The organism is Chitinophaga agri, assembly GCF_010093065.1.
GTDB lineage: Bacteria > Bacteroidota > Bacteroidia > Chitinophagales > Chitinophagaceae > Chitinophaga > Chitinophaga agri.
The window spans coordinates 1,817,468-1,841,964 of record NZ_CP048113.1 but is presented as its reverse complement, the minus strand read 5'-3'; the positions used below and the strand labels follow the sequence as shown (position 1 = coordinate 1,841,964).

Annotated in this window: 25 protein-coding genes; 15 read left to right on the top strand and 10 right to left on the bottom strand. The window is 45.5% G+C overall.

Annotated elements, in window-relative coordinates; all coding sequences use genetic code 11:
- Nucleotides 1-72 precede the first annotated feature (72 nt).
- The 4 genes from GWR21_RS07000 to GWR21_RS06985 all read left to right on the top strand — a co-directional run bounded on the left by GWR21_RS07000 (nucleotide 73) and on the right by GWR21_RS06985 (nucleotide 6,214).
- The gene (locus GWR21_RS07000; protein WP_162331032.1) at nucleotides 73-975 is read left to right on the top strand and encodes a helix-turn-helix domain-containing protein; all 903 of its coding nucleotides are present in this window, start codon (nucleotides 73-75) and stop codon (nucleotides 973-975) included.
- An 80-nt stretch (nucleotides 976-1,055) separates the two neighbouring features.
- Nucleotides 1,056-1,889 (top strand): SDR family oxidoreductase, encoded by an 834-nt coding sequence (locus GWR21_RS06995; RefSeq protein WP_162331031.1) that lies wholly within the window; start codon nucleotides 1,056-1,058, stop codon nucleotides 1,887-1,889.
- An 826-nt stretch (nucleotides 1,890-2,715) separates the two neighbouring features.
- Entirely contained in the window at nucleotides 2,716-4,473 is a 1,758-nt protein-coding gene (locus tag GWR21_RS06990) for an ABC transporter ATP-binding protein (RefSeq protein WP_162331030.1), read from the top strand.
- Nucleotides 4,454-6,214: an ABC transporter ATP-binding protein gene (locus GWR21_RS06985; RefSeq protein WP_162331029.1), complete on the top strand. Its 1,761-nt coding sequence runs from the start codon at nucleotides 4,454-4,456 to the stop codon at nucleotides 6,212-6,214. Before GWR21_RS06990 ends, GWR21_RS06985 begins: the two co-directional genes overlap by 20 nt.
- 92 nt (nucleotides 6,215-6,306) lie before the next feature.
- Here GWR21_RS06985 and GWR21_RS06980 read toward each other — a convergent pair whose 3' ends face one another.
- From GWR21_RS06980 to GWR21_RS06960, 5 genes are all read right to left on the bottom strand, one after another.
- Nucleotides 6,307-6,705 carry a DUF1634 domain-containing protein gene (locus GWR21_RS06980; RefSeq protein ID WP_162331028.1) on the bottom strand — a complete coding sequence of 133 codons (399 nt, stop codon included), beginning with the start codon at nucleotides 6,703-6,705 and terminating at the stop codon, nucleotides 6,307-6,309.
- A 4-nt stretch (nucleotides 6,706-6,709) separates the two neighbouring features.
- Complete coding sequence (locus tag GWR21_RS06975) at nucleotides 6,710-7,546, bottom strand: sulfite exporter TauE/SafE family protein (RefSeq protein WP_162331027.1); 837 nt, start codon at nucleotides 7,544-7,546, stop codon at nucleotides 6,710-6,712.
- Nucleotides 7,547-7,561: 15 nt separating this feature from the next.
- Entirely contained in the window at nucleotides 7,562-8,218 is a 657-nt protein-coding gene (locus GWR21_RS06970) for a FadR/GntR family transcriptional regulator (protein ID WP_162331026.1), read from the bottom strand.
- 303 nt (nucleotides 8,219-8,521) lie between these two features.
- On the bottom strand, nucleotides 8,522-9,448 hold the full coding sequence (locus GWR21_RS06965) for an acyl-CoA desaturase (protein ID WP_162331025.1): 927 nt from the start codon (nucleotides 9,446-9,448) through the stop codon (nucleotides 8,522-8,524).
- 60 nt (nucleotides 9,449-9,508) lie between these two features.
- Complete coding sequence (locus GWR21_RS06960) at nucleotides 9,509-11,125, bottom strand: TPM domain-containing protein (RefSeq protein WP_162331024.1); 1,617 nt, start codon at nucleotides 11,123-11,125, stop codon at nucleotides 9,509-9,511.
- Between the two features lie 207 nt (nucleotides 11,126-11,332).
- Here GWR21_RS06960 and GWR21_RS06955 point away from each other — a divergent pair, with 207 nt between their 5' ends.
- From GWR21_RS06955 to GWR21_RS31470, 7 genes are all read left to right on the top strand, one after another.
- Nucleotides 11,333-12,106, top strand: a complete 774-nt coding sequence (locus tag GWR21_RS06955; RefSeq protein ID WP_162331023.1) for an MlaE family ABC transporter permease — start codon at nucleotides 11,333-11,335, stop codon at nucleotides 12,104-12,106.
- A gap of 17 nt (nucleotides 12,107-12,123) precedes the next feature.
- Complete coding sequence (locus tag GWR21_RS06950; protein ID WP_162331022.1) at nucleotides 12,124-12,900, top strand: ABC transporter ATP-binding protein; 777 nt, start codon at nucleotides 12,124-12,126, stop codon at nucleotides 12,898-12,900.
- A gap of 6 nt (nucleotides 12,901-12,906) precedes the next feature.
- Nucleotides 12,907-13,707, top strand: coding sequence for an MlaD family protein (locus tag GWR21_RS06945; RefSeq protein WP_162331021.1), 801 nt, complete (start codon nucleotides 12,907-12,909; stop codon nucleotides 13,705-13,707).
- A 91-nt stretch (nucleotides 13,708-13,798) separates the two neighbouring features.
- The gene (locus tag GWR21_RS06940) at nucleotides 13,799-14,815 is read left to right on the top strand and encodes a zinc-binding alcohol dehydrogenase family protein (protein ID WP_162331020.1); all 1,017 of its coding nucleotides are present in this window, start codon (nucleotides 13,799-13,801) and stop codon (nucleotides 14,813-14,815) included.
- A 184-nt stretch (nucleotides 14,816-14,999) separates the two neighbouring features.
- Complete coding sequence (locus GWR21_RS06935) at nucleotides 15,000-15,545, top strand: hypothetical protein (RefSeq protein ID WP_162331019.1); 546 nt, start codon at nucleotides 15,000-15,002, stop codon at nucleotides 15,543-15,545.
- Nucleotides 15,546-15,632: 87 nt separating this feature from the next.
- Nucleotides 15,633-15,896, top strand: a complete 264-nt coding sequence (locus GWR21_RS06930; RefSeq protein WP_162331018.1) for a hypothetical protein — start codon at nucleotides 15,633-15,635, stop codon at nucleotides 15,894-15,896.
- 377 nt (nucleotides 15,897-16,273) lie between these two features.
- Nucleotides 16,274-16,642 carry an alkaline phosphatase family protein gene (locus tag GWR21_RS31470; protein ID WP_238430235.1) on the top strand — a complete coding sequence of 123 codons (369 nt, stop codon included), beginning with the start codon at nucleotides 16,274-16,276 and terminating at the stop codon, nucleotides 16,640-16,642.
- Here GWR21_RS31470 and GWR21_RS06920 read toward each other — a convergent pair whose 3' ends face one another.
- A complete protein-coding gene (locus tag GWR21_RS06920) occupies nucleotides 16,643-17,977 on the bottom strand; it encodes a sensor histidine kinase (RefSeq protein WP_162331017.1) in 1,335 nt (444 codons plus the stop codon).
- A gap of 166 nt (nucleotides 17,978-18,143) precedes the next feature.
- On the opposite strand from GWR21_RS06920, the gene GWR21_RS06915 reads away from it, so the two are divergent.
- Both GWR21_RS06915 and GWR21_RS06910 read left to right on the top strand, forming a co-directional pair.
- A complete protein-coding gene (locus tag GWR21_RS06915) occupies nucleotides 18,144-18,401 on the top strand; it encodes a hypothetical protein (RefSeq protein WP_162331016.1) in 258 nt (85 codons plus the stop codon).
- A 45-nt stretch (nucleotides 18,402-18,446) separates the two neighbouring features.
- Nucleotides 18,447-19,811, top strand: a complete 1,365-nt coding sequence (locus tag GWR21_RS06910; RefSeq protein ID WP_162331015.1) for an acyl-CoA dehydrogenase family protein — start codon at nucleotides 18,447-18,449, stop codon at nucleotides 19,809-19,811.
- A 107-nt stretch (nucleotides 19,812-19,918) separates the two neighbouring features.
- On the opposite strand, the gene GWR21_RS06905 is transcribed toward GWR21_RS06910, so the two are convergent.
- Genes GWR21_RS06905 through GWR21_RS06895 form a run of 3 tightly spaced genes read right to left on the bottom strand, consistent with a single transcriptional unit; the run spans nucleotide 19,919 to nucleotide 21,457 of the window.
- Nucleotides 19,919-20,320, bottom strand: a complete 402-nt coding sequence (locus GWR21_RS06905) for a hypothetical protein (RefSeq protein ID WP_162331014.1) — start codon at nucleotides 20,318-20,320, stop codon at nucleotides 19,919-19,921.
- Between the two features lie 16 nt (nucleotides 20,321-20,336).
- Complete coding sequence (locus GWR21_RS06900) at nucleotides 20,337-20,873, bottom strand: YceI family protein (RefSeq protein WP_162331013.1); 537 nt, start codon at nucleotides 20,871-20,873, stop codon at nucleotides 20,337-20,339.
- A 14-nt stretch (nucleotides 20,874-20,887) separates the two neighbouring features.
- Nucleotides 20,888-21,457, bottom strand: a complete 570-nt coding sequence (locus GWR21_RS06895) for a YceI family protein (protein WP_162331012.1) — start codon at nucleotides 21,455-21,457, stop codon at nucleotides 20,888-20,890.
- 269 nt (nucleotides 21,458-21,726) lie between these two features.
- Between GWR21_RS06895 and GWR21_RS06890 the strand changes: the two genes are divergently transcribed.
- Nucleotides 21,727-22,113: a winged helix-turn-helix transcriptional regulator gene (locus GWR21_RS06890; RefSeq protein ID WP_162331011.1), complete on the top strand. Its 387-nt coding sequence runs from the start codon at nucleotides 21,727-21,729 to the stop codon at nucleotides 22,111-22,113.
- A 335-nt stretch (nucleotides 22,114-22,448) separates the two neighbouring features.
- A complete protein-coding gene (locus GWR21_RS06885; RefSeq protein WP_162331010.1) occupies nucleotides 22,449-23,258 on the top strand; it encodes a phytanoyl-CoA dioxygenase family protein in 810 nt (269 codons plus the stop codon).
- Nucleotides 23,259-23,368: 110 nt separating this feature from the next.
- Here GWR21_RS06885 and GWR21_RS06880 read toward each other — a convergent pair whose 3' ends face one another.
- Nucleotides 23,369-24,142 carry an SDR family NAD(P)-dependent oxidoreductase gene (locus GWR21_RS06880; protein WP_162331009.1) on the bottom strand — a complete coding sequence of 258 codons (774 nt, stop codon included), beginning with the start codon at nucleotides 24,140-24,142 and terminating at the stop codon, nucleotides 23,369-23,371.
- Nucleotides 24,143-24,497: the final 355 nt, after the last annotated feature.

The following is a 24,497-nucleotide window of genomic DNA, read 5'->3' as shown; positions in this document are numbered from 1 at the left end:
CATTACTGACAGTCAGTCTGCGCTCTATGGATGGTTGGTTTCTCATTTGTTTGAATTTTGTAACTTTGTTGTATGGCAGAAGTACAAACACTTGAAGAGTTTTACCGGCAGAAGTTCAACTGGCTGCCTGAAAACCTCCAGCAGGACATCGGACATTTTAATGTATTCAGACTGGAAGATTTCCAGGGCGCCCACGCAAAGACGTTAAAATACAGCCGCCGGGACTTCTTTAAGATCAATATAGTCAGAGGAAGGAATATTTATCACTATGCGGATAAAAGCGTGGAGATCAATGGTAGTAGTCTGACGTTTTTTAATCCGAAGGTGCCTTACACCTATGAGAGCCTGTCGGAGACGAAAACCGGATATTTCTGCATATTTAAGGAGGGATTCTTCACAGAACGTATGCGTGGCAGTATTCACGAGCTGCCGATGTTCGCGCCTGGTGGTAAACCTTCATTTGCGCTAACGGAAGAGCAGGACCAGCATGTCAGCCAGATCTTTGAAAAGATGCTGGCAGAGATCAATTCCGATTACCGTTATAAGTATGATCTGCTTATGAACTATGTTACGGAGCTGATCCACTATGCGCTGAAGATGGAGCCCCTGGATACAATATATAAGCATCCGGATGCTAAATCAAGGATCACTGCCATATTCACAGAGCTACTGGAGCGACAGTTCCCTATTGAAACGACAACCCAGCGGTTCACATTGCGGTCGGCCAAGGATTTTGCTGACCAGCTGGCTGTGCATGTCAATCATCTTAACAGGGCCATCAAGGAGACAACAGGCAAGACTACGACAGAGCATATTGCCGACCGGCTGGTGGCGGAAGCCAAAGCCTTACTGAAACATACTAACTGGAATATCTCAGAGATCAGTTATTGTCTCGGGTTTGAAGAACCGGCCCATTTCAACAACTTTTTCAGGAAGCTGACCAATCAGACACCCTCATCTTTCAGGATTGTTTGAATTATGCAATCATCGGTTTGAATGATGTAATTGCAGCGTGCCCAATGCGCTGTAGTTTTGCATTATTAAAACAAGAAACGATGAGCAACAACAGAGTATGGTTCGTAACAGGTGCTTCCAAAGGACTGGGACTTAGCCTGGTTAAACAGTTGCTGGCAGCGGGACAACAGGTCGCAGCAACATCCAGAAGGGTAGAAGATTTGATAAACGCAGTAGGTACAGATACAGAAAATTTTCTTCCACTGGAAACTGACCTGGTCAGCGAGGCCAGCGTGGAGGCAGCAATAGCTAAAACCGTCGCTACATTCAGCCGGCTGGATGTAGTAGTTAACAACGCGGGGTATGGTATTGGTGGAAGTATTGAGGAACTGACAGACCGGGAGACCAGGGATGCATTTGATGTCAATGTATTTGGTACGCTGAATGTGATCCGTAAGGCGATGCCACAGCTGAGAGCACAACAGTCGGGACATATTATCAATATCTCCTCCATTGCGGGTATTGCACCGGCGACAGGCTGGTCTATCTATGGTGCCGCAAAACATGCCGTGATCGGGCTGACAGAAGTGCTAGCCGAAGATGTGAAGGAGTTTGGCATCAAGGTGACAGTGGTCGCTCCGGGAGCATTCAGGACCAGCTTTCTGACCGAAGAATCACTGACACTGGCGAAACACCCTAATCCAGCTTATACAGCGATCAGGAGTTCACATGAGAAATATAAAGCGATGGATGGCATGCAGGCCGGAGATCCGGATAAAGCTGCGGCGGCGATGATCGCAATCGTGAATGAGCAAAAGCCACCGGTATACCTGTTATTAGGTTCTGATGCGTATGAACGCGGAATGGCTAAACTGGAATTATTGAAAGATGCTTTTAAAGAAAAGGAAGCATTGACAAGATCAACCGGTTTTTAACAATGTGATATATGACTATAAGCAAATAAGCATCAACTGACAGACAGATGCAGGTAACAAGTAACGGCGGTGTTTATACACAGCCGTTTTTTATTTTAACATCGACATGGTGAGTCGGATAATATCGTCGAATGCCTTTTTAGCAACTCCGGATTTACTCAGCTGGGCCTATGTGGCATATGTAATCCCTCTGAGCATCTATACAGCTGAAAGTGTCTATATGCTATGTTTGTTGCGTCGGGCGACAAGATATGTGGGCGATCCGGGAGGTACGGATGAATCATTTTTGGACTAAACTTCTATACTTCTACTTTCCGTAAAAACAGCTTATCAGGTAGCGTTGTATCAATCTGGCAGACACAGGCACTGTAGTAACACTGCCATTCTGTGCTAACAAAAGGTTTAATCAGATGGGTCGGCTCAGGAGCAATAGGGCTTTTTATTAATGTCCATAAAATAACACGAAAATTATTCGCTAAAATGGAAAATCATGCGAAGCTTTTTCGGATAAAATTCGTAATTTCATAACTCATCAAAGAAAAGGAGGTATTCATGCAATCTACAGAATATTCATGGAAACCTTCGGTTGGTATCGCCTAACCGGGTTGCTCCATAAAAAATATCTGGGACGCGGACGCGTCAAAAGTCCTTCCGGTTATTCCGGAAGGCTTTTTTTTTAGATTATACAATATCTTCTCCACTCGATCGTCACACATACCAGCAACCTGACACTGCCTTACACCTGCACGTAACCGCTTTATTTTTAAAGTAAATTTGGCCCAACGCAGTTCAAAGGTCTGCCGCCTGCTATATATTTGCTACTGATATGAAGAAGACCAACAAGCCTGTCGACACAACAGGAAAAGGAAACGCCGGATTAATGTCTCTGCTGCGCCCCTACAGAGGACAGCTATATTTGCTGATTTTCATGGCCCTGGTCAGTAACCTGCTGAATCTGGTATTACCGGCGTTGACGGCAAAGGGAATAGATGCCTATTCCGCCGGTACGCTTGATATGCGTAACCTCATCCTGGAATTTGCCGGCGCTGCCTTTGCTATTTTCATCTTTACCTACCTGCAGAGCATGATCCAGACTTATATGTCTGAAGGAGTAGCCCGTCAGCTCCGTACCGATCTTGCTGCCCGTATTTCGCGACAGGACTACGCCTATATCCAGCAGGTGAATCCATCCAAACTACTTACGAATCTGACCGGAGATGTGGACAGCATCAAGTTATTCGTTTCCCAGGCGGTCATCTCTATCGCTTCCTCAGTCTTTATGATCGTTGGTTGCTGTATCCTGATGATAAGGATGGACTGGAAGCTGGGCTTGACCGTATTATCCGTAGTGCCTTTTATCGCCTTTGCATTTGCGGCTGTGTTGAAGAAGGTACGTACCACTTTCAAGAAAAGCAGAGAAGTGGTCGATAAGCTGAATAAAACCATTAATGAGAGTATTACCGGTGCTGCGCTTGTCAGAGTAATTAATGCCCAGCAACAGGAGTATGACCGATTTATTGCCCCCAACGGAGAGTCTATGTCTTTGGGAATTGCGGTTGTACGCCTTTTCGCCGGACTGGTACCCGTGATCAGTTTCCTGGGTGGTATGGCCACCCTCTTTACGCTGGTACTGGGTGGGCACTTTGTAATCGAAGGAGAGATGACATTGGGTGACATAGCGGCCTTCAACAGCTATATCGCCCTGCTGATATTCCCGATCATTGTAATCGGCTTTATGAGTAACCTGATCGCACAGGCCTCCGCCTCTTACAAGCGTATCGCAGAGGTCCTGCACGCACCTGAACCGGATGAAAAAGGGACGGTGACCACTCCTATTAAAGGAGACTTGTCAGTGGAGAATATATCTCTCTCAATGGATGGTAAACCAGTTCTGAAAGATGTCACCTTCTCTGTAAGGGCCGGCACCCGTACCGCTATTATCGGTCCTACTGCTGCGGGTAAGACACAATTGCTGAATGTTATTGCCGGACTGCTCAAACCTGACAATGGTAATATTAGTTATGATAATCTTCCCTTACAGGATTACGATAAAACGGCCCTGCTGCAACAGGTGGGACTGGTTTTCCAGGATAGTATTGTATTTAATATGAGTCTACGGGAGAATATCGCGTTTAATGAAAACGTAAGTGAAGCGCTTATGAAGCAGGCCATTGCTACCGCTGAACTAAAAGAATTCGTGAGTAATCTGCCACAGGGACTGGATACGATCGTTTCTGAAAGAGGTAACAGCCTTTCCGGCGGGCAAAAGCAGCGTATCATGCTGGCGAGGGCGCTTGCTATTAATCCACAGATACTCCTGCTGGACGATTTTACCGCCAGGGTTGACAATAACACAGAACAACGCATTCTTGAAAATGTACAGGAGAATTACCCGCATCTTACTTTGATATCTGTAACACAAAAAATAGCCTCAGTTGCGCATTTTGACCAGATCATTCTGCTGATGGATGGTGAGGTGGTAGCGGCCGGTTCACACGACGAACTGTTGCAGACATGTCCTGAATACGTTCAGATCTTTAATTCCCAACGCAGCACCAGTAACTATGAACTACAACCTGAATAATACAGATACAACAGAACAGCAGCATACTTCCGGTAAACGTCTTCTGAAATTACTGGCTTATATTAAAACTGAACACCGGGCATTGATCGTAGTGTTTGGTATCATGATCATCAGCCAGGGATTATCGATCACGGTGCCTTTTGTTGTAGGCTACACCATTGACCACTATGTGGCTACGAAAGACTTTTCCGGCATCCTGAAATATGCAGGCATTCTTTTGGGGATGTTCACTGTCAATCTCGCTTTTTCTTACTGGCAGACGAAGATGATGGGCAGTGTAGGGCAGCGGATGTTGTATATGCTGCGCAATGCGCTATTTGTAAAAATACAGGAGCTGCCAATCGCTTTTTTCAATCAGAATAAAACAGGAGACCTTATCTCCCGCATCAATAACGATACAGATAAAATGAACCAGTTCTTCTCTCAGTCGCTGGTTCAGTTTGCGAGTGGTATCATGTCAATGGTCGGTGCGGGTATATTCCTGTTATCGATCAACTTTAAACTCGGTATTGCCACTTTGGCACCGGCTGTGTTTCTGCTGCTGTTTACCCGGGTGTTGTCACCACTGGTGAAGAAAAGGAATGCTGCCAGTATGAAGAGTACCGGTAGTATGAGTGCGGAGATACAGGAGAGTCTGAGCAATTTTAAAGTGATCATCGCATTCAATCGCAGGGATTATTTTCGTAAGCGTTTTGATGAGGTAAATCAGGAGAATTACGGTACTGCTAAATCAGCGGGTGTGCTAAATAATATTTTTACACCAGTGTTCTCTCTCTGTTCACAGATCGCTATGCTGGCGGTACTTGCCTATGGTATCTACCTGATATCTACCGGAGAGTTCACCGTGGGGCTGCTTATCAGTTATCTTTCTTTCTCTTCCTATTTTTATAACCCAATCCGTCAGCTGGCTATCTTATGGACAAACTTCCAGATGGCAATGGCAGGGTGGGACAGGATCTCACAGATCCTTGAACTGGAATCGGACCTTAAAGTGTTACCCGCAGGTCCGGTAAAAGAGAACGCTCCACTGATCAGTTTTCAACACGTACACTTTGGATACCCCGGCGGCAAGGAGATCTTACACAATGTAAGCTTCAACCTGGAACAGGGTAAGACCTATGCGTTGGTTGGTCCTACGGGAGGTGGTAAAACAACTACTGCGTCACTGATCGCCCGTCTGTATGATCCAACAGCTGGTGAAGTGCTGCTCAACGGGCGGGATATCCGTTCCTATACACCAGAGGAACGTACTCGTAAGATCGGCTTCATCCTGCAGGAACCTTTTCTCTTCTCAGGCACTATCCAGGAGAATATTGTGTATGGCAATCCTGTTTACGCAGATTATACCGCGGAACAACTGGATGCGGTGATGGAAAAGGCCGGATTAAACACATTATTGGCTCGTTTTGAAGATGGACTGGCTACAAATATTGTGTCTGGAAATGACGGGATCAGCCTTGGACAAAAACAGCTGATCGCGTTTATGCGTGCTGTGCTGCGTGATCCTGACCTGTTGGTGCTGGACGAAGCAACGGCTAATATTGATACCGTGACGGAGCAACAGCTGGAGGCTGTATTACAAAAGTTGCCAGCACATACTACCCGTGTGATCATTGCTCACAGACTCAACACGATTGAAAACGCGGATGAGATTTTCTTCGTTAATAACGGAGAGATTGCCAGGGCGGGCTCGTTCAGTCACGCTATGAATATGCTGGTGCAGCATGAACGTAATACCTGATCTTATCGCTGGCAGATATATACAAAAAGCAGAGAGGCTGTTCATCATACAATGAACAGTCTCTCTGCTTTTTGGTTGCTGACACTAGTTGTTTAGCCCCCCAATCCGCTGAAAATACTGAATGTGATCACACCCAGTACGATAAGGGTGATGAGAACATACAGCCAGTCTTTTTCCATAGCAAAAGCCAGTATAGAGAAGGCAATCCGCGTGATAGGTGTAGCCAGTAGCACAACAACACCGAGTTGTATAATGGCCATGCCATCAAAACGTGCAATGCCCTGTAGTATCCCCGGCATATGTCTTACATATTCTGGCGCTCCGACGAATTCCGTGTAGTGAGGCGTGTTGCCGCCATTCTTGATCAGGTAAATTACACCACCGATAAAGGCGATGATGCTGGATGTAATAACGCCCCAGCGTAATTGTTGTCCGATGAACATTTCCACATCTCTTTCCTGCCAGAATGATTTAGAGAATAAACTTTTCATTGTGTTATAATTTACCTGTGAAACCATTATATATCATCTCCAGTGCCAGTGCGCCGATCACAATACAGAACAACAGACGCAATTTGCGTGTATTCATTTTCATCAACAGGCGGGAGCCGCCGAACGCACCTGCGAGTACGCCGAGTACTACAGGCATCGCAATTGCCGGATCAATATAACCACGTTGCAGATAGATGACTGCACTTGCTGCTGCTGTTACACCGATCATAAAGTTGCTGGTAGTGGTGGAAACTTTAAAAGGAATGCGCATCACGCCATCCATTGCCAGTACTTTAAGCGCACCGGAACCAATACCCAACAAACCAGATACCACACCCGCTACGGTCATCAGTGCATAACCACCAGCTACACCTCTTACTTTATACGGCATTTCCTGTCCGTTTACAGGATAGGAGCCGTTTAGGCGCATTAGATCAGCCAGTTTACTATTGCTGAGATTATCGCCATGCTCGTTCTTTTTTCTGAGCGTCATTGCGGCAGAAAATAGCAGTACGAATCCAAACAGTATAGCTACGAGGTGAGTGGGTGTGTATACAGCCAGGACAGCCCCTATGATAGCGCCTGTGGTTGTAGCTATTTCCAGGAACATGCCAATGCGTACATTGGTAATACCTTCTTTGATATAGGCAGCCGCAGCACCGGAGGAATTAGCAATGGATGCTACCAGAGAGGCGCCAACAGCATAGCGGATATCGACATGAAATACAAGTGTCAGTAGTGGGATCAATACAACTCCTCCGCCGAGACCGGTCAGGGAGCCCAGCATACCCGCCATGAAGGCGCCAACCAGGAGAATGAGTGTGAATACAAGAATAGACATGACAATAGTTATTGATTAGAAATTGTTTTCCAGAATTGCTTTGACGGTGTTAATGGCAATAACAGCCTGTTGCTCCCGGATGGCATCTGCCAGTTGCACATGCAGGTCATGCGTGCGGGCAAACTGTGACACATGTGGAGCCTCCCGTTGCCGGAAGGTGGTCACAATAGCGTTGGAGAAGGTCTGATACAGGTCAGCCAGCACACTGTTATGGGATGCATTGGCTACTGCTCTGTGAAAGCGGATATCTGCGTCAGCACATGCTTCATAATCCTCTTGGGTGATAGCCTGCCATCTTTGCTGAAGCAGATCGTCCATAGCCTCAAGATCTGTGGATCGGCGGTGAACAACGGCGAGTTGTACTATTTCTACTTCCAGCAATTGCCTGACATGATTAACTTCCTGCATATTGGCCCTTCTGAGACGCTGATCCAGGGGTTCGGTATTTTCGGCAGGGGCACACACAAAGGTGCCTGCTCCCTGTTGTACCCTTAGAATACCGGCATTAGAGAGGGTTTTAATAGCTTCCCGGATGGTGGACCGCCCCACGCCATACTGCTCCATCAGGATGGGTTCGGGAGGGATGAGTTCACCAACCTTATATTTTCCCAGGGAGATTTCCCGCTGCAGTTCAAAAATGACTTTGTCTACAAGTTTTATTGGTTTGGTCATTCTTTTAAACGTCTGATGTTTGGCAAAGGTAAGATGTTTTATTAAACGTCTGATGTTTAGATGGATGTTTTTGTTGGAATATTTAGGGGTAGGAGGTCAGGATATATTGCAGGCGGAGCAGTTACGGTTGGTCAGGTTATCAGCGGCACACATTGGATTTTGTATTAAGCTGTTTATAGCCAATAAATACGAGGTAACGGGTCGAGTTTTGCTTACATTTTTAATACCTGCGTAACAAAAAAAGGGACGGTCTGACCATTGTCAGACCATCCCTTTTTATTAAAAGAAATACTAAAGTTGCGTTTATCTGCTCGCCTCTACCAGCCTTCTGTTTGCGGCTTTCACCTCATGTTTGTCCGCCTCTGTCAGCAGGTTGCTGGCTTTTACTTTATCAGGCACACCTCTGATATCCCATACTATACCAAACAGACCTAGGGTACGCAGCACATAATAGGTGATATCGAACTCCCACCAGAAGAATCCCTGACGGGTAGCGCTTTGATAGTAGTGGTGGTTGTTATGCCATCCTTCACCCAGGGTAATTAATGCCAGTATTGCGCTGTTTTTGGAGAAGTCACCTGTTTTATAACGAGGCTTACCCCATTTATGCATCAGGGAGTTGATGGTGAAGGTACCATGGTACAGGATGATCGTGCTCAATACAAAACCGATCAACACGGTTGAGAGACCTGCATTCCAGTCAAACCAGCCGGTGCCGTTCACTTTGTTACCAATAAAATATACAGCAATGGCAAGTACGATACCTGGAACAGCATGGTATTTGTTCAGCCAGCGTAGTTCAGGCTCTTTAAAATCTTTGATGAGTTCGTAACGGGTTGGTTTAAATTCAGGCCCCATGATCCAGCCCATATGAGCATACCAGAACCCATAGATATTTGCAGAGTGAGGGTCCTCAGGAGTGTCGCTGTGCTTGTGGTGAACACGATGGTTAGCGCCCCACCATAATACACCTTTCTGTAAACTGCTCTGTGCTCCGCCGGCCATGATAAACTGGAATATACGCGACGTTTTATACGTTCGATGCGAAAAATATCGATGATAACCGCCTGTTACGAAGAACATGCGTACTACATATAATACACCACATAAAATCCAGTCAAATGCTGTCACGTGTGTAAAGATCGCCAGAATCGGCAGCAGGTGCAGTCCCAGAAAATCAAATTGACGCCACCAGTTAGGTCCTTTCCTCAGTTGTTTTTCAGAATTCATAATGCAAAAGTATCCCTATTCCGAACAATAAACAATGATCATGATCAGTGAATTGTAATTTTACCAACTGCTGCCTGCGCCTCCTCCACTCGAGCTACCGCCGCCCCAGCTGCTGGATGAGGAAGATGAAGAGGAGGATGAGGAAGATGATCCCGAACTGCCTGAACTTCCGGAAGATGGCCGGGGTATTACATAAGCTTCCTGCTTGGTGAACTGACAATTTTTACAGTCATAATATTGGATGCCTTCTCCTTCGCGGCTACTGGTGGCCCTGCGTATCACCTTCTTTTTACCAGGCACCAATGTCACTGCCTTACATGAAGGACATTCCTCTACATCCGTATCCAGACGCTGATAACCAACTGTTTTCTTCTGGCCACAGGATTTGCATCTCCATACATCATAAATAATAGAACCAACCTTGTCTTCTATCAATTGTACGGGGTTGAGTGATGTCAGTTTTTCACTTTTCTTTAACATTACCATGGGCTGATAACATCCTTCGCATGTATACGGCTCGTAGCGTATATTATTTAACCTTTTTTTAAACCATTTAGAAAAAACAAGGAAAGGCAGTGGAAAGAAAATGGCCGTCAGCCAGTGGTTGGCGTGCGCGAGATTCCATGCATTATATTGCGTCTGTCTGTCGGCGTCTTTCAGTACTATCGCTGCCCGCACCTGAATGACCAGTGTGCGGTAGATATGATAAGCCAGCAGATTCGCATACATTGCCAGTGGCAACATCCACCAGCGATATACCACATTTAAAAAATTGACAAGCACAAGCATCAGGACGAACGGCAGCGCATATATCCAGATGAGGTGAAGGATGTTGCGTTTAAAAAGTAATATCGTAGTTGTTCGTTGTTTTGGTTTACCGGGTTGTATGACGAATATCGTACTGAGGATGGCATAAAAGGCATACAGTACCAGTGTACCCACTCCCATGTCATCTCCCTGTTCCTTATACGTATAGCCGGTTTGTGCGTCTTCTGCGGGATATTCTTCTGTTGGTCCAGTACTGTCGACAGCCATGGCCGCATCGCCATACGTTTGATAGAATGCATCTCCATTTGCCGCGCCAACAACACTATCTACTCTTGCCTGTAGTTCATCCATCTGTGCCGTGGAATCTTTGCCGGCGTCAGCCAGATTATTGTCACCTGATGATTGCAGTACTTTTATCACTGCTGTCATACCTTTCACCATACCTCCGTCCAGATCATTCTGTTTGAAGGAAGGCAGCATTTCTGACTGCTGTATACGGAAACACACCACATCAGGGAGATCTCCTTCCAGTCCATCACCGGTTTCAAACTCAATGCGATGTTGATCATTGACCAGCAGGACCACCAGTCCGTTATCCTTTTTCTTACTGCCGGGTTTCCATAACCTGAAAATGTCATGGGCAACATCTTTAGGTACCTGTTCACCGATGGTTTGTAAAAGCACGATCGCTATCTGCGCACGGCCAGACTGGTCCAGCTGGCGCATCTGGTCGTTCAATGCCTGTTCGGTTACATCACTGATCAAATGGTCCGGATTACTTACGTAATCATTATGCTGCATAGGATCAGGGATCTTTTCTACCGCAAACTGAACATTCTTTTCTTCTTTACAGGCGCCGAGCATCAACAGGAGCAACAAACACAGGCGCCATCTTTTAAAATGAGCCATAGAATTGTATGTATTCTTTCCAAAAATAATAAACAGGATTTGCAAATACGATAAACAGTACATATTGTGTAGAATATTACCCAGTTCAGTAGTTTTCTATTGCTGTTTCCGCCTGAAAAACACTATTTACGGGATGGCATGAAATTCCATCTGTTAATATAAGCGGTTCACCCGCATTCCACTGTAAATGACCCAATGCTTATAACTATGGCTAGTGCGATTACATCTTCTTTTAACAGGTATATGGAAATGGTAGGCGACCAGGTCATCTTTACCGGCCGGTTTGCCAGAAACATTTTCCGCGGAGGATTTGAATGGGGCGAGTTTGTCCGTCAATGTTTTATAGTTGGTTACCTCTCCGCTGGCCTGGTTGGTATTACCGGATTTATCATCGGCTTTGTAATGACATTGCAGACACAGCCTACATTGAAAGATTTTGGTGCAGAGAGTTATGTGCCTGGTATGATATCCATTTCTATCATCCGTGAGATAGGACCTGTGATCATCGCACTGATCTGCGCGGGTAAAGTGGCTTCGAGTATCGGTGCTGAGCTGGGTTCTATGAAGGTCACAGAGCAGATAGATGCAATGGAGGTATCAGCAGCTAATCCTGTACAGTATCTGGTCGTAACACGTATCCTTGCCTGTACGATCATGGTACCCCTGCTTACTATTATGGCCGACGCACTGGCGATGGTCGGGGGCTGGGTAGGCGTCAATATTCAGGATAACGTAAGTGCCACCCTCTTTTTCAGGAAGTCTTTCAATGCACTTGAGTTCAGCGACGTAGTGCCTTCGGTTGTTAAGACTTTTTTCTTCGGTTATGCGATCGGTTTTGTGGGATGCTATAAGGGATATCATTCTTCACGCGGAACAGAAAGTGTGGGCCGAGCGGCTAACTCCGCCGTAGTGAGCGCCTCGCTCTGGATCATTCTGATTGATGCGGTAGCTGTTCAGATAACAAACCTAATCTATTATTAACCCTCAAGCAACGACGTATGGACGATACATTGGTACAGGAAAAGACAATCACTGGGGAAACGGCTGACGAAGTAGTGATCCGTATTGAACACCTGCAAAAGTCTTTCGGAGATAATAAAGTATTGAAAGACATCAACCTTGAACTGCATAAGGGTGAGAACATAGTTGTACTCGGGCGCTCCGGACAGGGTAAGTCAGTGACGATACAGTGTATCGCCGGTTTGCTGGAACCCGATGAGGGCAAACTGGAGGTACTGGGAAAGGACATCAGGGAAATGTCCGTCGATGAGCTGAGAGACATTCGTATGAAGATTGGTTTTCTCTTTCAGAGTGGCGCATTGTACGACTCAATGACGGTACGGGAGAACCTGGCATTTCCGCTGACACGTGTACTGAAAATGAAGGATGAGGCAGAGATTGAAAAGCGGATTAAGGATGTATTGGAAAGTGTAGGACTGGAAGAGGCGATCGATAAACTGCCCTCTGACCTATCGGGCGGTATGCGCAAAAGAGTAGGGCTGGCCCGTACACTGATCATGCGTCCGGAAATTATGTTATACGATGAGCCTACCACAGGACTGGACCCAATAACGTCCAGAGAGATCAGTGAGCTGATCATCAAATTGCAGGAGAAGTATGAAACCTCTTCCATTATCATCACACACGATATGGCCTGTGCGCGTATTGTGGCCGACCGTATTGTTGTGATGAATGACGGTGAATATATAGCGACTGGCACCTTTGACGAGCTGGCAAAGTCGCCGGATGAACTCATTAATAACTTTTTTAAATAAATTAGTATGCAGCCGAAATCAAAACAAAAGATCAAGGTCGGCATTTTTGCAACTGTAGCTTTTGCCCTGCTGTTAATCGGTATTTTTGTCATCGGCAGAAATAAGAATATGTTTGGCAGCACGTTCCTGATCTATGGTACTTTCAAAAATGTTGGCGGTTTACAGGCCGGAAATAATGTTCGCTTCGTAGGTATAGATGTGGGGACAGTAGAGAGTATTGATATCCTGTCCGATACCACCGCCCGGGTGGCATTACGTATTAAGGAGAAAGTCCAGCCTTTTATAAAGAAAGGCGCAATAGCAGGTATCAGTTCTGATGGGTTGATGGGTGATAAGCTGATCACTATCAGTTCCGGACGTGAGAATGCGGCACCTGTGGAAGACGGAGATACCGTACATGCGGTGGATCCACTGAATTACGACGAGGTGCTGAGTCGTGTCTCCGGAGTGGCTGCCAATGCTGAAGTCATTACAGAGCAGCTGGCGGGTATTGCCACACAGATCAACCAGGGCAAGGGTAGTATAGGCCGCCTGTTGTATAGTGATAGCCTGGCTACCAGTCTGGAGGGAACAATGACCGAGGCAAAGAAAACGGTCAGGTCCATACGTAAAGGTTCGGATGGTTTTGGCGAAAATATGGAAGCTTTAAAACATAATTTCCTCCTTCGGGGTTATTATAAGAAAAAAGAGAAAGCAGCAAAGAAAGAAGCTGAGAAAAGAGAGAAAGAAGCTGAAAAAAAGCAAAAAGACCGGAAAAAGAGCGGAAACAGCGACTCCGCAAGCCTTAATCTGCCAAAAGAGGGATAAAGACGATTGGTTTTTGCAAATATGGCCGTCTGGGTATTGTACCAGGCGGCTTTTTTTTTACTATTTTAGTCGCTTACAAGATAACGCACTTATGAAAATACTCACGTGTACCACTCCCGGGCAATTTGAATACGGTGAAGCGGATATGCCTGTGCTCACAGATAATCACGCCATCATCCGGATCAAAAGGATCGGCATCTGTGGTACTGACCTGCATGCTTTTGAAGGGACACAACCCTATTTCTCCTATCCCCGTATACTGGGCCATGAACTGGCCGGAGAGCTGGTTTCATTTGACACTGCTCCCGGATTTGAAGTGGGAGAAGCGGTAACATTTATTCCTTACTTTAATTGTGGTACCTGTATAGCGTGTCGCACCGGAAAACCCAACTGTTGCACCCAGATCAAAGTGTGTGGTGTACATATCAACGGGGGAATGTCAGAATACCTGCTGGTGCCTTCTGCGGCACTGGTACATGGTGACGGCCTCAGTATGGATGCCCTGGCGTTGGTAGAGCCACTTGCCATTGGTGCACATGGGGTACGCCGGGCAGGAGTGACGCCGGGCGAATTTGTACTGGTACTCGGCGCGGGTCCTATCGGACTGGGTATTATGGAGTTTGCGCGTATCGCCGGCGCGCAGGTGATAGCATTGGACATCAATGAAGCCCGCCTTAATTTCTGTAAGGATAAATTAAATGTACCTTATACAATTAATGCCAGACAGGAAGATGTTATGGAAAGGCTGCGGGAGATCACCGGTAATGATATGCCAACTGTGGTGATTGACGCAACCGGCAGTCAGCAGGCGATCAATAATGGCTTTAACTATATGTCGCATGGCGCGAGATATGTGCTGGTGGGTTTACAGAAGGGCGAACTGATAGTAAGCCATCCGGAGTTTCACAAAAGAGAAGGTACCCTGATGAGTAGCCGTAACGCTACCCGTGAGGATTTTGAACATGTGATCAGGTGCATGAAAAACGGACAGGTAGATCCTACTACTTATATCACCCACCGGGTGAAATTTGAAGAGGTGAAAACTGAATTTGAGGGTTGGTTAAATCCGGCAAACGGAGTGATCAAGGCAATCGTTGAACTTAGTTAAGAATTAGGAACGGGGAATTAGGAACGGGTAGTCTGAAAAATGATATACATCGCGGTTGACATTACAGATGGTATTTTAAATCGGATAAAATATTATGTTGAGTCAGGAGTTTGGAGCAATAATCCCTAAATCTTAATTCCTAATTCCCAATTATTCTTATATTGTCTGGCAAATCTTATTGTGAATGGAAGAATTAACCGCTGGCAAAGGATCGAGAGTTCAGCATGCACGTTATGGCCCCGGTGTCATCATTGACGTTAAATACGCACAGTACGTTGTCACATTTATGGATCAGGGAATTATCGAAGTAGATAAAACTGATCCGCTGTTTGAAATATTATACATGGAAAACAGAAGTACCGAAGTTGAAACGGTATCTGCTGTTGAAACATCGTTATTAAAGATATTACGCCTCTGGAGTGATGTCTCGGAAGTAGTTCCGCTGGGAGACAGATGGGAGGGTGGTACAATGATCCTGCAGCCGAAAGATCCTTCATTGAAGCCCAAAGAGATACCTATTGAAGCGTTTTTTCATAAAATAGTAATGGTACGCGACCGCCTTCGGGTGCTCGAGCAGCAGATAAACAGTCATAAACTGCTGAGCGACGAAGACAAAATAAATGTACAGCAGTATATTACCAGGGTCTACGGATCACTGACCACCTTTAATGTACTTTTTAAGCAGAAAGAGCACTGGTTTTCAGGCGAAAAAGGTGCCAGGGAAGACTAGCCTGAATGAAATCTTTTTGCAACCACATGGCCTTAATTTTGTTATATTTAGATAACGTACAACTGTTCTTCCTAAACAAAATGCCGTATGAAAGATTTTACATTAGATTTCGATCTGAAGGGAAACAACTACATTGTTGTTGTCCAGCCGCATGAATCAATGGGCATTGAGCACTACAAGGCCGTTCTGGATGAAGATCATTCCATTGATTATCTGGTACAGACCGGTGGGTACTTACAGCCTAACGCAGACTATGCCGCGGATCCTCAGTTAGTAAATGCAATTGCCACACGTATACTCCAGGTCGTACATGTGGAAGACCGTGGGAGAGGGGCTACGTCGTATCTCTGATTTTATAAGGGGCTATGATACCATGTAGTTGCGATCATTAGGCCCATGTGGAGAAATGCCAGTATCAGATCTGTAGTTGTCGCACTATTTGTACTCCTCGCACTATCTAAACTGAGTGCACAGTCGAAACGACCAAACATTATCTTCATTCTTTCGGATGACCATACCTACCAGGCCATCAGCGCTTATGGTAACAGGCATGTGCAAACGCCGAATCGACAGGATTGCCCGGGAAAGGGTGTTATTCAACCATGGTCACAAATTCCATTTGTGGTCCCAGCAGAGCTACGTTATTGACAGGTAAGTACGGCCATAAGAACGGTTATCCACTAAATGAAAAATGATTCGACAATACACTGCTGACCTTCCCCGGTATTTTGCAGCAAAAGGGTTATCAGACTACATGGATAGGTAACATGCACCTGGGAACATTGCCCCGGGGATTTGACTACTTCCGCATTTTGCCCGGTAAGGGTAAATACTATAATCCGGACTTCATCTCGTCACCCAATAATACTGTGCGGATGAACGGATATGTCACGAATATCATCACTGATCTGTCTGTATCCTGGCTGAATGTCCGGGATACAAGCCGCCCTTTTATGCTCATTATAGGCGAAAAGGCAACCCGCTGCGAGTGGCCGCCCGACCTACCTGATCTCGGTGCATATGACAATAATATAAAAGGGGGGAAGCAGCGGTTAAAAGCGCTGATGGAAGCATACAATAACAAGGAGGCGATGTGACTATAACAACGTAAACGGCAGGTCTATATTAAACACTGTTCCCTTATTTTCCTGTGATCTTACATGGATATTCCCGCCGTGTTCCGTCACCAGCTGCCTGCATATATGCAGGCCCAGTCCATTTGAAGGCTCCTGGTTGAGTCCTTCACGACTGGAACTGGTGAACTGGTCAAAAAGGTTAGGAAGCAGTGCTTCCGGTATTCCTATACCCGTATCTTCTATGGATATACGGACCCCGCCTCTGTGCCTTCTCATTCCCAGCGTGATGCTGCCTTCAGCAGGCGTGAATTTAGCGGCATTGTGAAGCAGATTGTCCACCACCCTTTGCATTTTGCCCGTATGGATATTTGCCCGCAATTCCTGTGTTGGCAGTTCGAGGGTGATACTTCTGTTGAAGCCTGATTGCTGTAGCCAGTTATCCCGCACATCCCGCAGCCATTCATTCATACAGATACAATCTGTTTGCAGATGGTCAGTCTCTCTTTTCTTAGCTGCCAGTAGCAGTTCCTCAATGATCTGGTCCGCAGTTTCACAGGCATCCTTGATCCAGTAAATATATTTGTTCTCCTGTTCGGGCGTGTAGGGATATTCCTCCATCAGATGGGTAACAGAACGGATACCTGAAATAGGATTACGCAGATCATGTGCTACTATGGCGAGGATCTCGTTTTTGAGCTGATTGGTCTTTTCAATCTCCCGGTTTTTGTCCTCAATAGTTTTTATCTTGATGAAGTAATTAGCATGGTATGAATATATGAGACGTGACACAAAAACGAAGCAGGCCATGATCATCCAGAAAGCTACATAATTGAGCGCACGCGTGTCCGCAGATACCTGGAACACATCAAAGAACAACATAAACGTGACAATATTTGCCCCGGCAACAAGTAAGAGATTACGGATTGGGAATATTAGCAGCACCCCCACAGTGAGTAGTCCAAGCAACAGCATTGTCATTGTGTTCTTCGGATTGTGCTGCGCAATAAAAGTCAGCGCCATGCAACTGCCTGTAAATAAAAGTGTATAGAATATGCTGATAAAATGGTATCGATTTTGATGCTTTGGATCGGGATTTTTCCTGATAAGAAACAGGAGTGCGGCAAAAAACACAGATACAATGATCATGCAGTTATTCGTAAATACGTATTCAGCAAATTGTTCCGCAGGAAGCATCGTCTCATAGGGGATGATCCAGGACGCCACTCTGACAGCTATAGTTATAATAGCAACAATGAGTGCAATAAATGCAGTAACTTTAATATTCTGCAGTTTAGTATGTTCATTAAACTCCTCCCGGTATATTTTTTCGATGGGGGAGAACAGGTATAGTCTCATCAGCTTAACATAGTAGGATACGTGTTCGCCCTAAAGATACCTGTTTAGATTTATAAAATCATTGTTGAGTCTACCGTCCTTGTCCCCGGAAGTTCCGTGAAATGACCTTTAGAGTGAATATTTTTTATTGAAATGCCTTTTAAAGAGTAAACCTAAGCCATCAAACATGCAAGAGTTCACAACTTTAGAGAATCCGGATGAAGTGGTCCGTTATCTCACAAACGCACTGGGTAAAAGTAAGGTGAGGCAAATACGGTTCGGTTATCGCCTGGAAAATGAAGAACCCGCCATCAAGTTCAAAATCTGGTTGCGCTTTCCTTACAACTTATTCGCCCGTAAGAAAGTAGAAGAAAAGGTGGAAGAGGAGATGTCCCACATCCGCATATCTTCTGATCCTGCGAAAATATTGTTCCAGGTGGAGTAAACATTTGGCATATTTGGCTAAATTAAGGAACTAATACTGAATCCCATGGCAGTTAAATTATCCACCATCAGGCAGGCCTTCCATTTAGTGAAGAACATTGATTTCGAGCAACTGGGGCGTTTATCAGAGAAGATAGATCTGCCGAAAGTAATGGCCACTGTAGGAAAAATGAATGATCAGCAGCTGGCTGGTCTGATGCGCATGCTCCAGAGTAACGGCAGCGCGAAGAAAAAAGAGTTACCGCCTGTTGACGGCGACTTTTATGACCTGAGCGGTATGCTAAGTCCGGAGGACCGTGCCCTGCAGCTGAAGGTGCGTGAGTTTATGGAACAGGAGGTCCAGCCCATCGTCAATGAACATTGGCTGAAGGCCGAATTCCCTTTTGAACTGTTACCCAGGCTGGCAGCGCTCAATATTTGCGGCGCTACCTACGACGGTTATGGAGGTAGTAGCAAATCCTTCCTGATGGAGGGGATCGTGACGATGGAAATAGCCCGTGTGGACTGTTCCATGGCCACTTTCTTCGGTGTGCAGAGCGGGTTGGCAATGGGTTCCATCTATCTGCTGGGATCAGAGGCCCAAAAACAGGAATGGTTGCCGGGTATGCAGCGGCTGGAAAAGATCGGCGCTTTCGGACTGACCGAGCCGGAAGTCGGATCGGGGGCTGCCGGCGGACTGACTACCACCGCTAAACGGAATGGTGACACCTGGATATTGAACGGACAGAAAAAATGGATAGGTAACGCCACCTTCGCTGATGTCCTGGTGATCTGGGCAAGAGACGTCGATGATAATGAAGTCAAAGGCTTTTTGCTGAGGAAAGATACGCCCGGCTTCAGTGTAGAGAAAATGCATGATAAAATGGCGCTGCGTATTGTGCAGAACGGCATTATCACCCTGAAGGACTGTGTGGTGGAAGAGAAAGACAGGCTGGAACATGCCCTTTCATTTAAAGACACGGCTAAAGTGCTGCGTATGACCCGTGCAGGTGTCGCCTGGCTGGCCGTGGGATGTGCAAGAGGAGCTTATGAGAATGCGCTGGCGTATACGCAAAAGAGAAAACAGTTCGGCAGGCCGATCGGCTCGTTCCAGCTGATACAGAACCATTTGGTGGAAATGCTGTCAAACCTGACCGCTATGCAGACAATGGTATATCGTTTATCTGAACTACAGGACCAGGGGACGCTGGACGATGAGCATGCATCTATCGCAAAGGTATTCTGTTCCCTGCGGACCCGTGATATTGTAAGCCGTGCGAGAGAGGTGATGGGAGGAAATGGTATCCTGCTGGAATACAATGTAGCACGGTTTGTAGCAGACGCGGAAGCGATCTATTCCTACGAAGGGACCAAAGAGATCAACTCACTGATCGTCGGAAGAGCGATCACCGGATTCAGTGCATTTGTTTAAATAGCGCATGATATGCTGCGCAATGAATGTTAGCAGCTTTAAATAACACAAAACGGCAGTCAGGAATACCTGGCTGCCGTTTTACATATAGTTACTGTAAATAGCTTTTAAATTGATTTACCGAACAATGGCTTTAAAGCAAACCATCCGAGGGCCGGAAAGAAGTGCATAGGCACGGCCAGTCCGGGGAATAACTCAGGCATTTCCTGTTCCAGTGGCAGTTTAGCGCCGATCGGTCCGAGGATGCTGGCGAATGTCAGGACTACAAACAGCAGGTTGAACACCATATCTGTTTTACCTTTCAGCACCAGGCTGAGTAACAGGTAGCCAATGGCAGCTACGAACGCGCCTGCTAAAGTGTATTTGAAGATGCTGGCCACGCTGGCAATATTCACAAATCCTTCTCCTACTGTTTCAATATACACTTTCTGATAAACGATAGCAGCTACTCCGGAAAGTACACCTACCAATACAGCAAGTAATACGAGCAGCAATATTTTTTTAAGCATATCTCTTAATTAAGGATTAGGCCTTTACAACAGGAACTGCGATAGTAACGGTTACCATGTCAGAAACGTCGCCACCTGGTTTGCCAATATGGAAGTCATTACGGTTCACTTTGAAAGTACCGTTGAAAGTAGCATTATTGCCAGTGCGTTTGAAGGTAAAAGGAATGGTAAATTCCTTCTTAACTCCACGGATCTCAAGATCACCGGTCACCTGGTAGCCTGCACCTGCTTTTACGATCTTTTTGGAGGTATATTTAATCTCCGGATATTTAGCCGCATCGAACCACTCGTCGCCTTTCGCATGTTTGTTCATCAGGGCGTTACCGGTATTGATGGAAGCTACGTCAACAGATACGCCGAAGTTGGATGCAGCGAGATTCTGTTCGTCGAAAGCAATTGTTCCTTTAAAGGTTTTAAAGATACCACTTGCTTCGTTGGTAGAGAAGGCAATATTGTATTTGCCGTTGATGTTCCATGCCTGTGCCAGAACGGCGAAGGCAAACACTGCTGCTGTGAGCAGCAGTGTTGATGAAAATATTACTAATCTTTTCATTGCCGTAAGTTAAATTATTCTTTTACGAATTCGCCGCTAGCTCTCAGGTTTACGTCTTCACCCAGCATAGTAGCAGGAGCTTCTGTAGCGAAACCGAAGTCTTTACGTTTGAAGGCACCAGTGATGGTAAAACCAGCAACGAGCTTTTTGCTTTGTGGGTTTTCCTGAGTACCATTGTATACTGCATTCAGCATAACCTGTTTGGTTACACCATGGAAAGTCAGATCACCAACCAGCTTGTACTGATTACCGTTCACTTTCTTAAAGGAAGTGCTTTTGAAAGTAATGGTAGGGTATTTTTCTACATCAAAGAAATCTGCACTTTTCAGGTGTTTGTCACGCATGTCGTTCTCTGTGTTCAGGCTCGCTACATCGATGCTGATGTCGAATTTAGCGTCAGAGAAATCAGGTTTGGTAGCAGTGATCTTGGCATCGTAAGCTTTGAAGTTACCTTCACTGTCAGACAATGTCATGTGTTTGATGCTATAACCCAGTCTTGCGTGTGCTTTATCTACGGACCATGTTTGTGCGAAAGTTGTTGCAGAAAGTGCCAGTAAGGAGGCGATGATGGTGATTTTTTTCATGTTTGCTCTTGTTTTAGAATTTAAAATTATGTCTTTTTTCTGAGAATAGATGTTTCAACATATATTGTTGAGAAAATCTTAAACTAGTTTAATGATTTATGTTATTTATCATTTCTCACTACCTTAGATATTCATGATAATACTACTTTCAGTAGAGAGTTACTTTCTTTTAGAAAGCCAAAGGTAGGTGGCAGACACATGCTAAACAAGAACGTTTCGCTACAGCAACTTACTTACCTTTTAGTAACAATCGTGAAAATCAAGTGCTTATGAGTAAAAAAACACCGGGAAAAATCTGGATAGGTGAGAGCTGTCCGATCAGACAGGTGCTGGACAGGTTCGGCGACAAGTGGTCCATCCTTATTATAGAACTCTTGTCCCACGAGGGTAAGATGCGTTTCAGTGAGATTGCACATACGATAGGAGACATCTCACAGAAGATGCTGACAGTTACGCTGCGTTCACTGGAATCGGATGGTTTAATTATAAGACAATTTTATCCGGAGATACCTCCCAGGGTCGAATATGAACTGTCTGACCTGGGTAGAAGTCTTGTGCCGCATATACAGCAGCTAACAAACTGGGGCCAGGAACATATGGGAAAGATCATGCAAAACAGGAAGCGCTTCGAAGAGAAGCAACAGCGGAAGCCTTAAAAGATAATCGCCTTCGTGCGAGGTAATACCTTATCTATATATTATAGCGCTGCAAAAAAAAGGACAGATTGTTTTTTTGCTGGTGAAAGAAATACCCCTTATCTTTATTCCACAAATTTAGTGGACTAATAAATGCCTCTTAGATCAGATACATATCAATTACATACTTCCTGCTTTCCAATAAGCAAAAGGTGTCCTTATTGTTGTTGCTGACTATCTCTTTGCTGTCCTTACACCACACTGGCAGCGTCGTCTCACTTTCTACTTTTTAATCCGGTGAATACGGGTTATATTAAATTACTACAGCTTACTTAAATTATTAAACCTACACATCTATGTCTCTCTCTTATCCAACCTTCACACTCGGCAACACACTTACTGAAGAACAACAGGCATTTTTTGATGAAAATGGCTATATCCATTTCTCTAACTTCCTGACCCCGGACGAAGTACAGCAAATCGTTGCTGCATCTGAAGAAGTGCAGCAAAAGTGGATTTCCGGCAATGTAGAGAAGGTAAATGGTGTTCCCGTTAAATATGGGAAAGACCTGAATGGTCAGCCAATCGTCCAACGCTTTGCTTTCATTAACCAACATACTACTGTCCTTTCAGATCTGTTGAAGGACAATCGGCTGCTGTCATTGCTGCAGCTCATAGGCCCCGGCGCCCGTATCGGTGAAAATGAAAAAGACGGGATGGTACTGAATCACTACGTGAACGGCCCTGAAAGTACATTTACACAGATGGGGTGGCATACGGATGGCCTGCGGGATATATTCCTGAGCGGAAAACTGAACCCGATGCTGAACGTGGGGATACACCTCAGTACCCTGCGCCCGGAGAATGGTGGTCTGCGGATCATTCCGGGGACCCATCGTCAGGGCTTATTCAGTATGCTGTTCAGAAAGAGGTATTTTATAGGCCACAAGCCGGATAAACATGAACTGGCCATTACTCCTAATGCCGGCGATCTTACTGTACATGATGGCCGTTTATGGCATCGCGTGGCGAAGTCTGGTGTAGTGGGAGAGCAGAGCCGCAGGCGGGTAATATATGTGCCTATCATTGCCGGTAAATATGAGCCGAAAAATGAAAATAGTCCTACCTTGCTCTATCAGCGGCTGGCAGGGGTCATTCTCAAATAATCCATGAGTTATTACTTTTTTTATACGGTAAGACGAATCTTTTAGTAAGGTTCGTCTTTATATTTTTGGGAAAGGAATGATAGTAGTCAGTCACCTATTATAAGTAATAGTTACTGTTTGTAAAGGTTCGCGGCAATATTCTCTACCAGGCCTTTGGGTACTATCCGGGTCAGAAATGCTGTCAGTACGTTCGTAAAACCCGGTATCATCTCTGCTTTTTTCCTGAACATGCCTTTGATAGCCGCCGCTGCTACCTCGTCGGGTGTCATACCGTATTTGTCAGCTGTTTCTTTAATGGCCTGCATGCCCGCACGGTCAATGAAGTTTGTTTTTACAGGACCGGGACAAAGACAGCAAACAGCTACATTGGTGTCTTTCAGTTCCTGCCTTAAACCCCGGGAGAACAACAGCATGAATGATTTGGATGCTGCATAGAGCGTGAGTGTCGATACCGCCTGATAGGCGGCAGTACTGGATACGTTCAGAATGTAGGACTGTGGCTGCTGGCGGAGTATCGGTAACAGGTGGTGACACAGTGCTACTGGTGTTTCCGCATTGACCCGTATCATTTGCTGATGGTCTTCCAGTGAACGGTCCTCAAAATTACCCCATACGGCATAGCCGGCATTATTGATCAGGATAGAAATGGGATACTGTTCTGCCTTGCACCACTCCGCTACCTGGAGTGAGCTATCCGGGCGGGAAAGGTCTATCGCCAGCCAGGCTACCTTTACCTGGTATTGAGCGCTGAGTGTTGCGGCAGCAGCAGCCAGTTCCTGCTCCGAACGTGCGATCAGCAACAGATTGTATTTCCTCGAAGCAAGATTGTGAGCCATCGACAGACCAATACCTTTACTGGCCCCTGTAATAAGTGCATATGTCATCCTGATAGTAACGTTTTAGGCGGACTAAATATAATGTATAAAAAGAAAGGAGTGTGTGAAACGTCTGGAAAAGGAAAAGGGCGGTAAGAATACCGCCCTAAATTTTTTAACCATATCCTATGAAAAACCTGAACCAAAGATACTGGAGACAAGCCAGCCTCCAACCGTATTTTGGTAAAGGGTATATTTTATCTGGTTAACGTTAGAAAATACCTTCCGTTAACCAAAAATTAACATCTTTGTAATCGTTTGATCTTTCCTTTCTCTTGCCAGTATTGCAAAGCGTCCAAAAAAAACTTGTTTGAACAAGTAATTCTTTTGGGAACGTCACCTGGTGAGAAGCTGGAAATAAAAC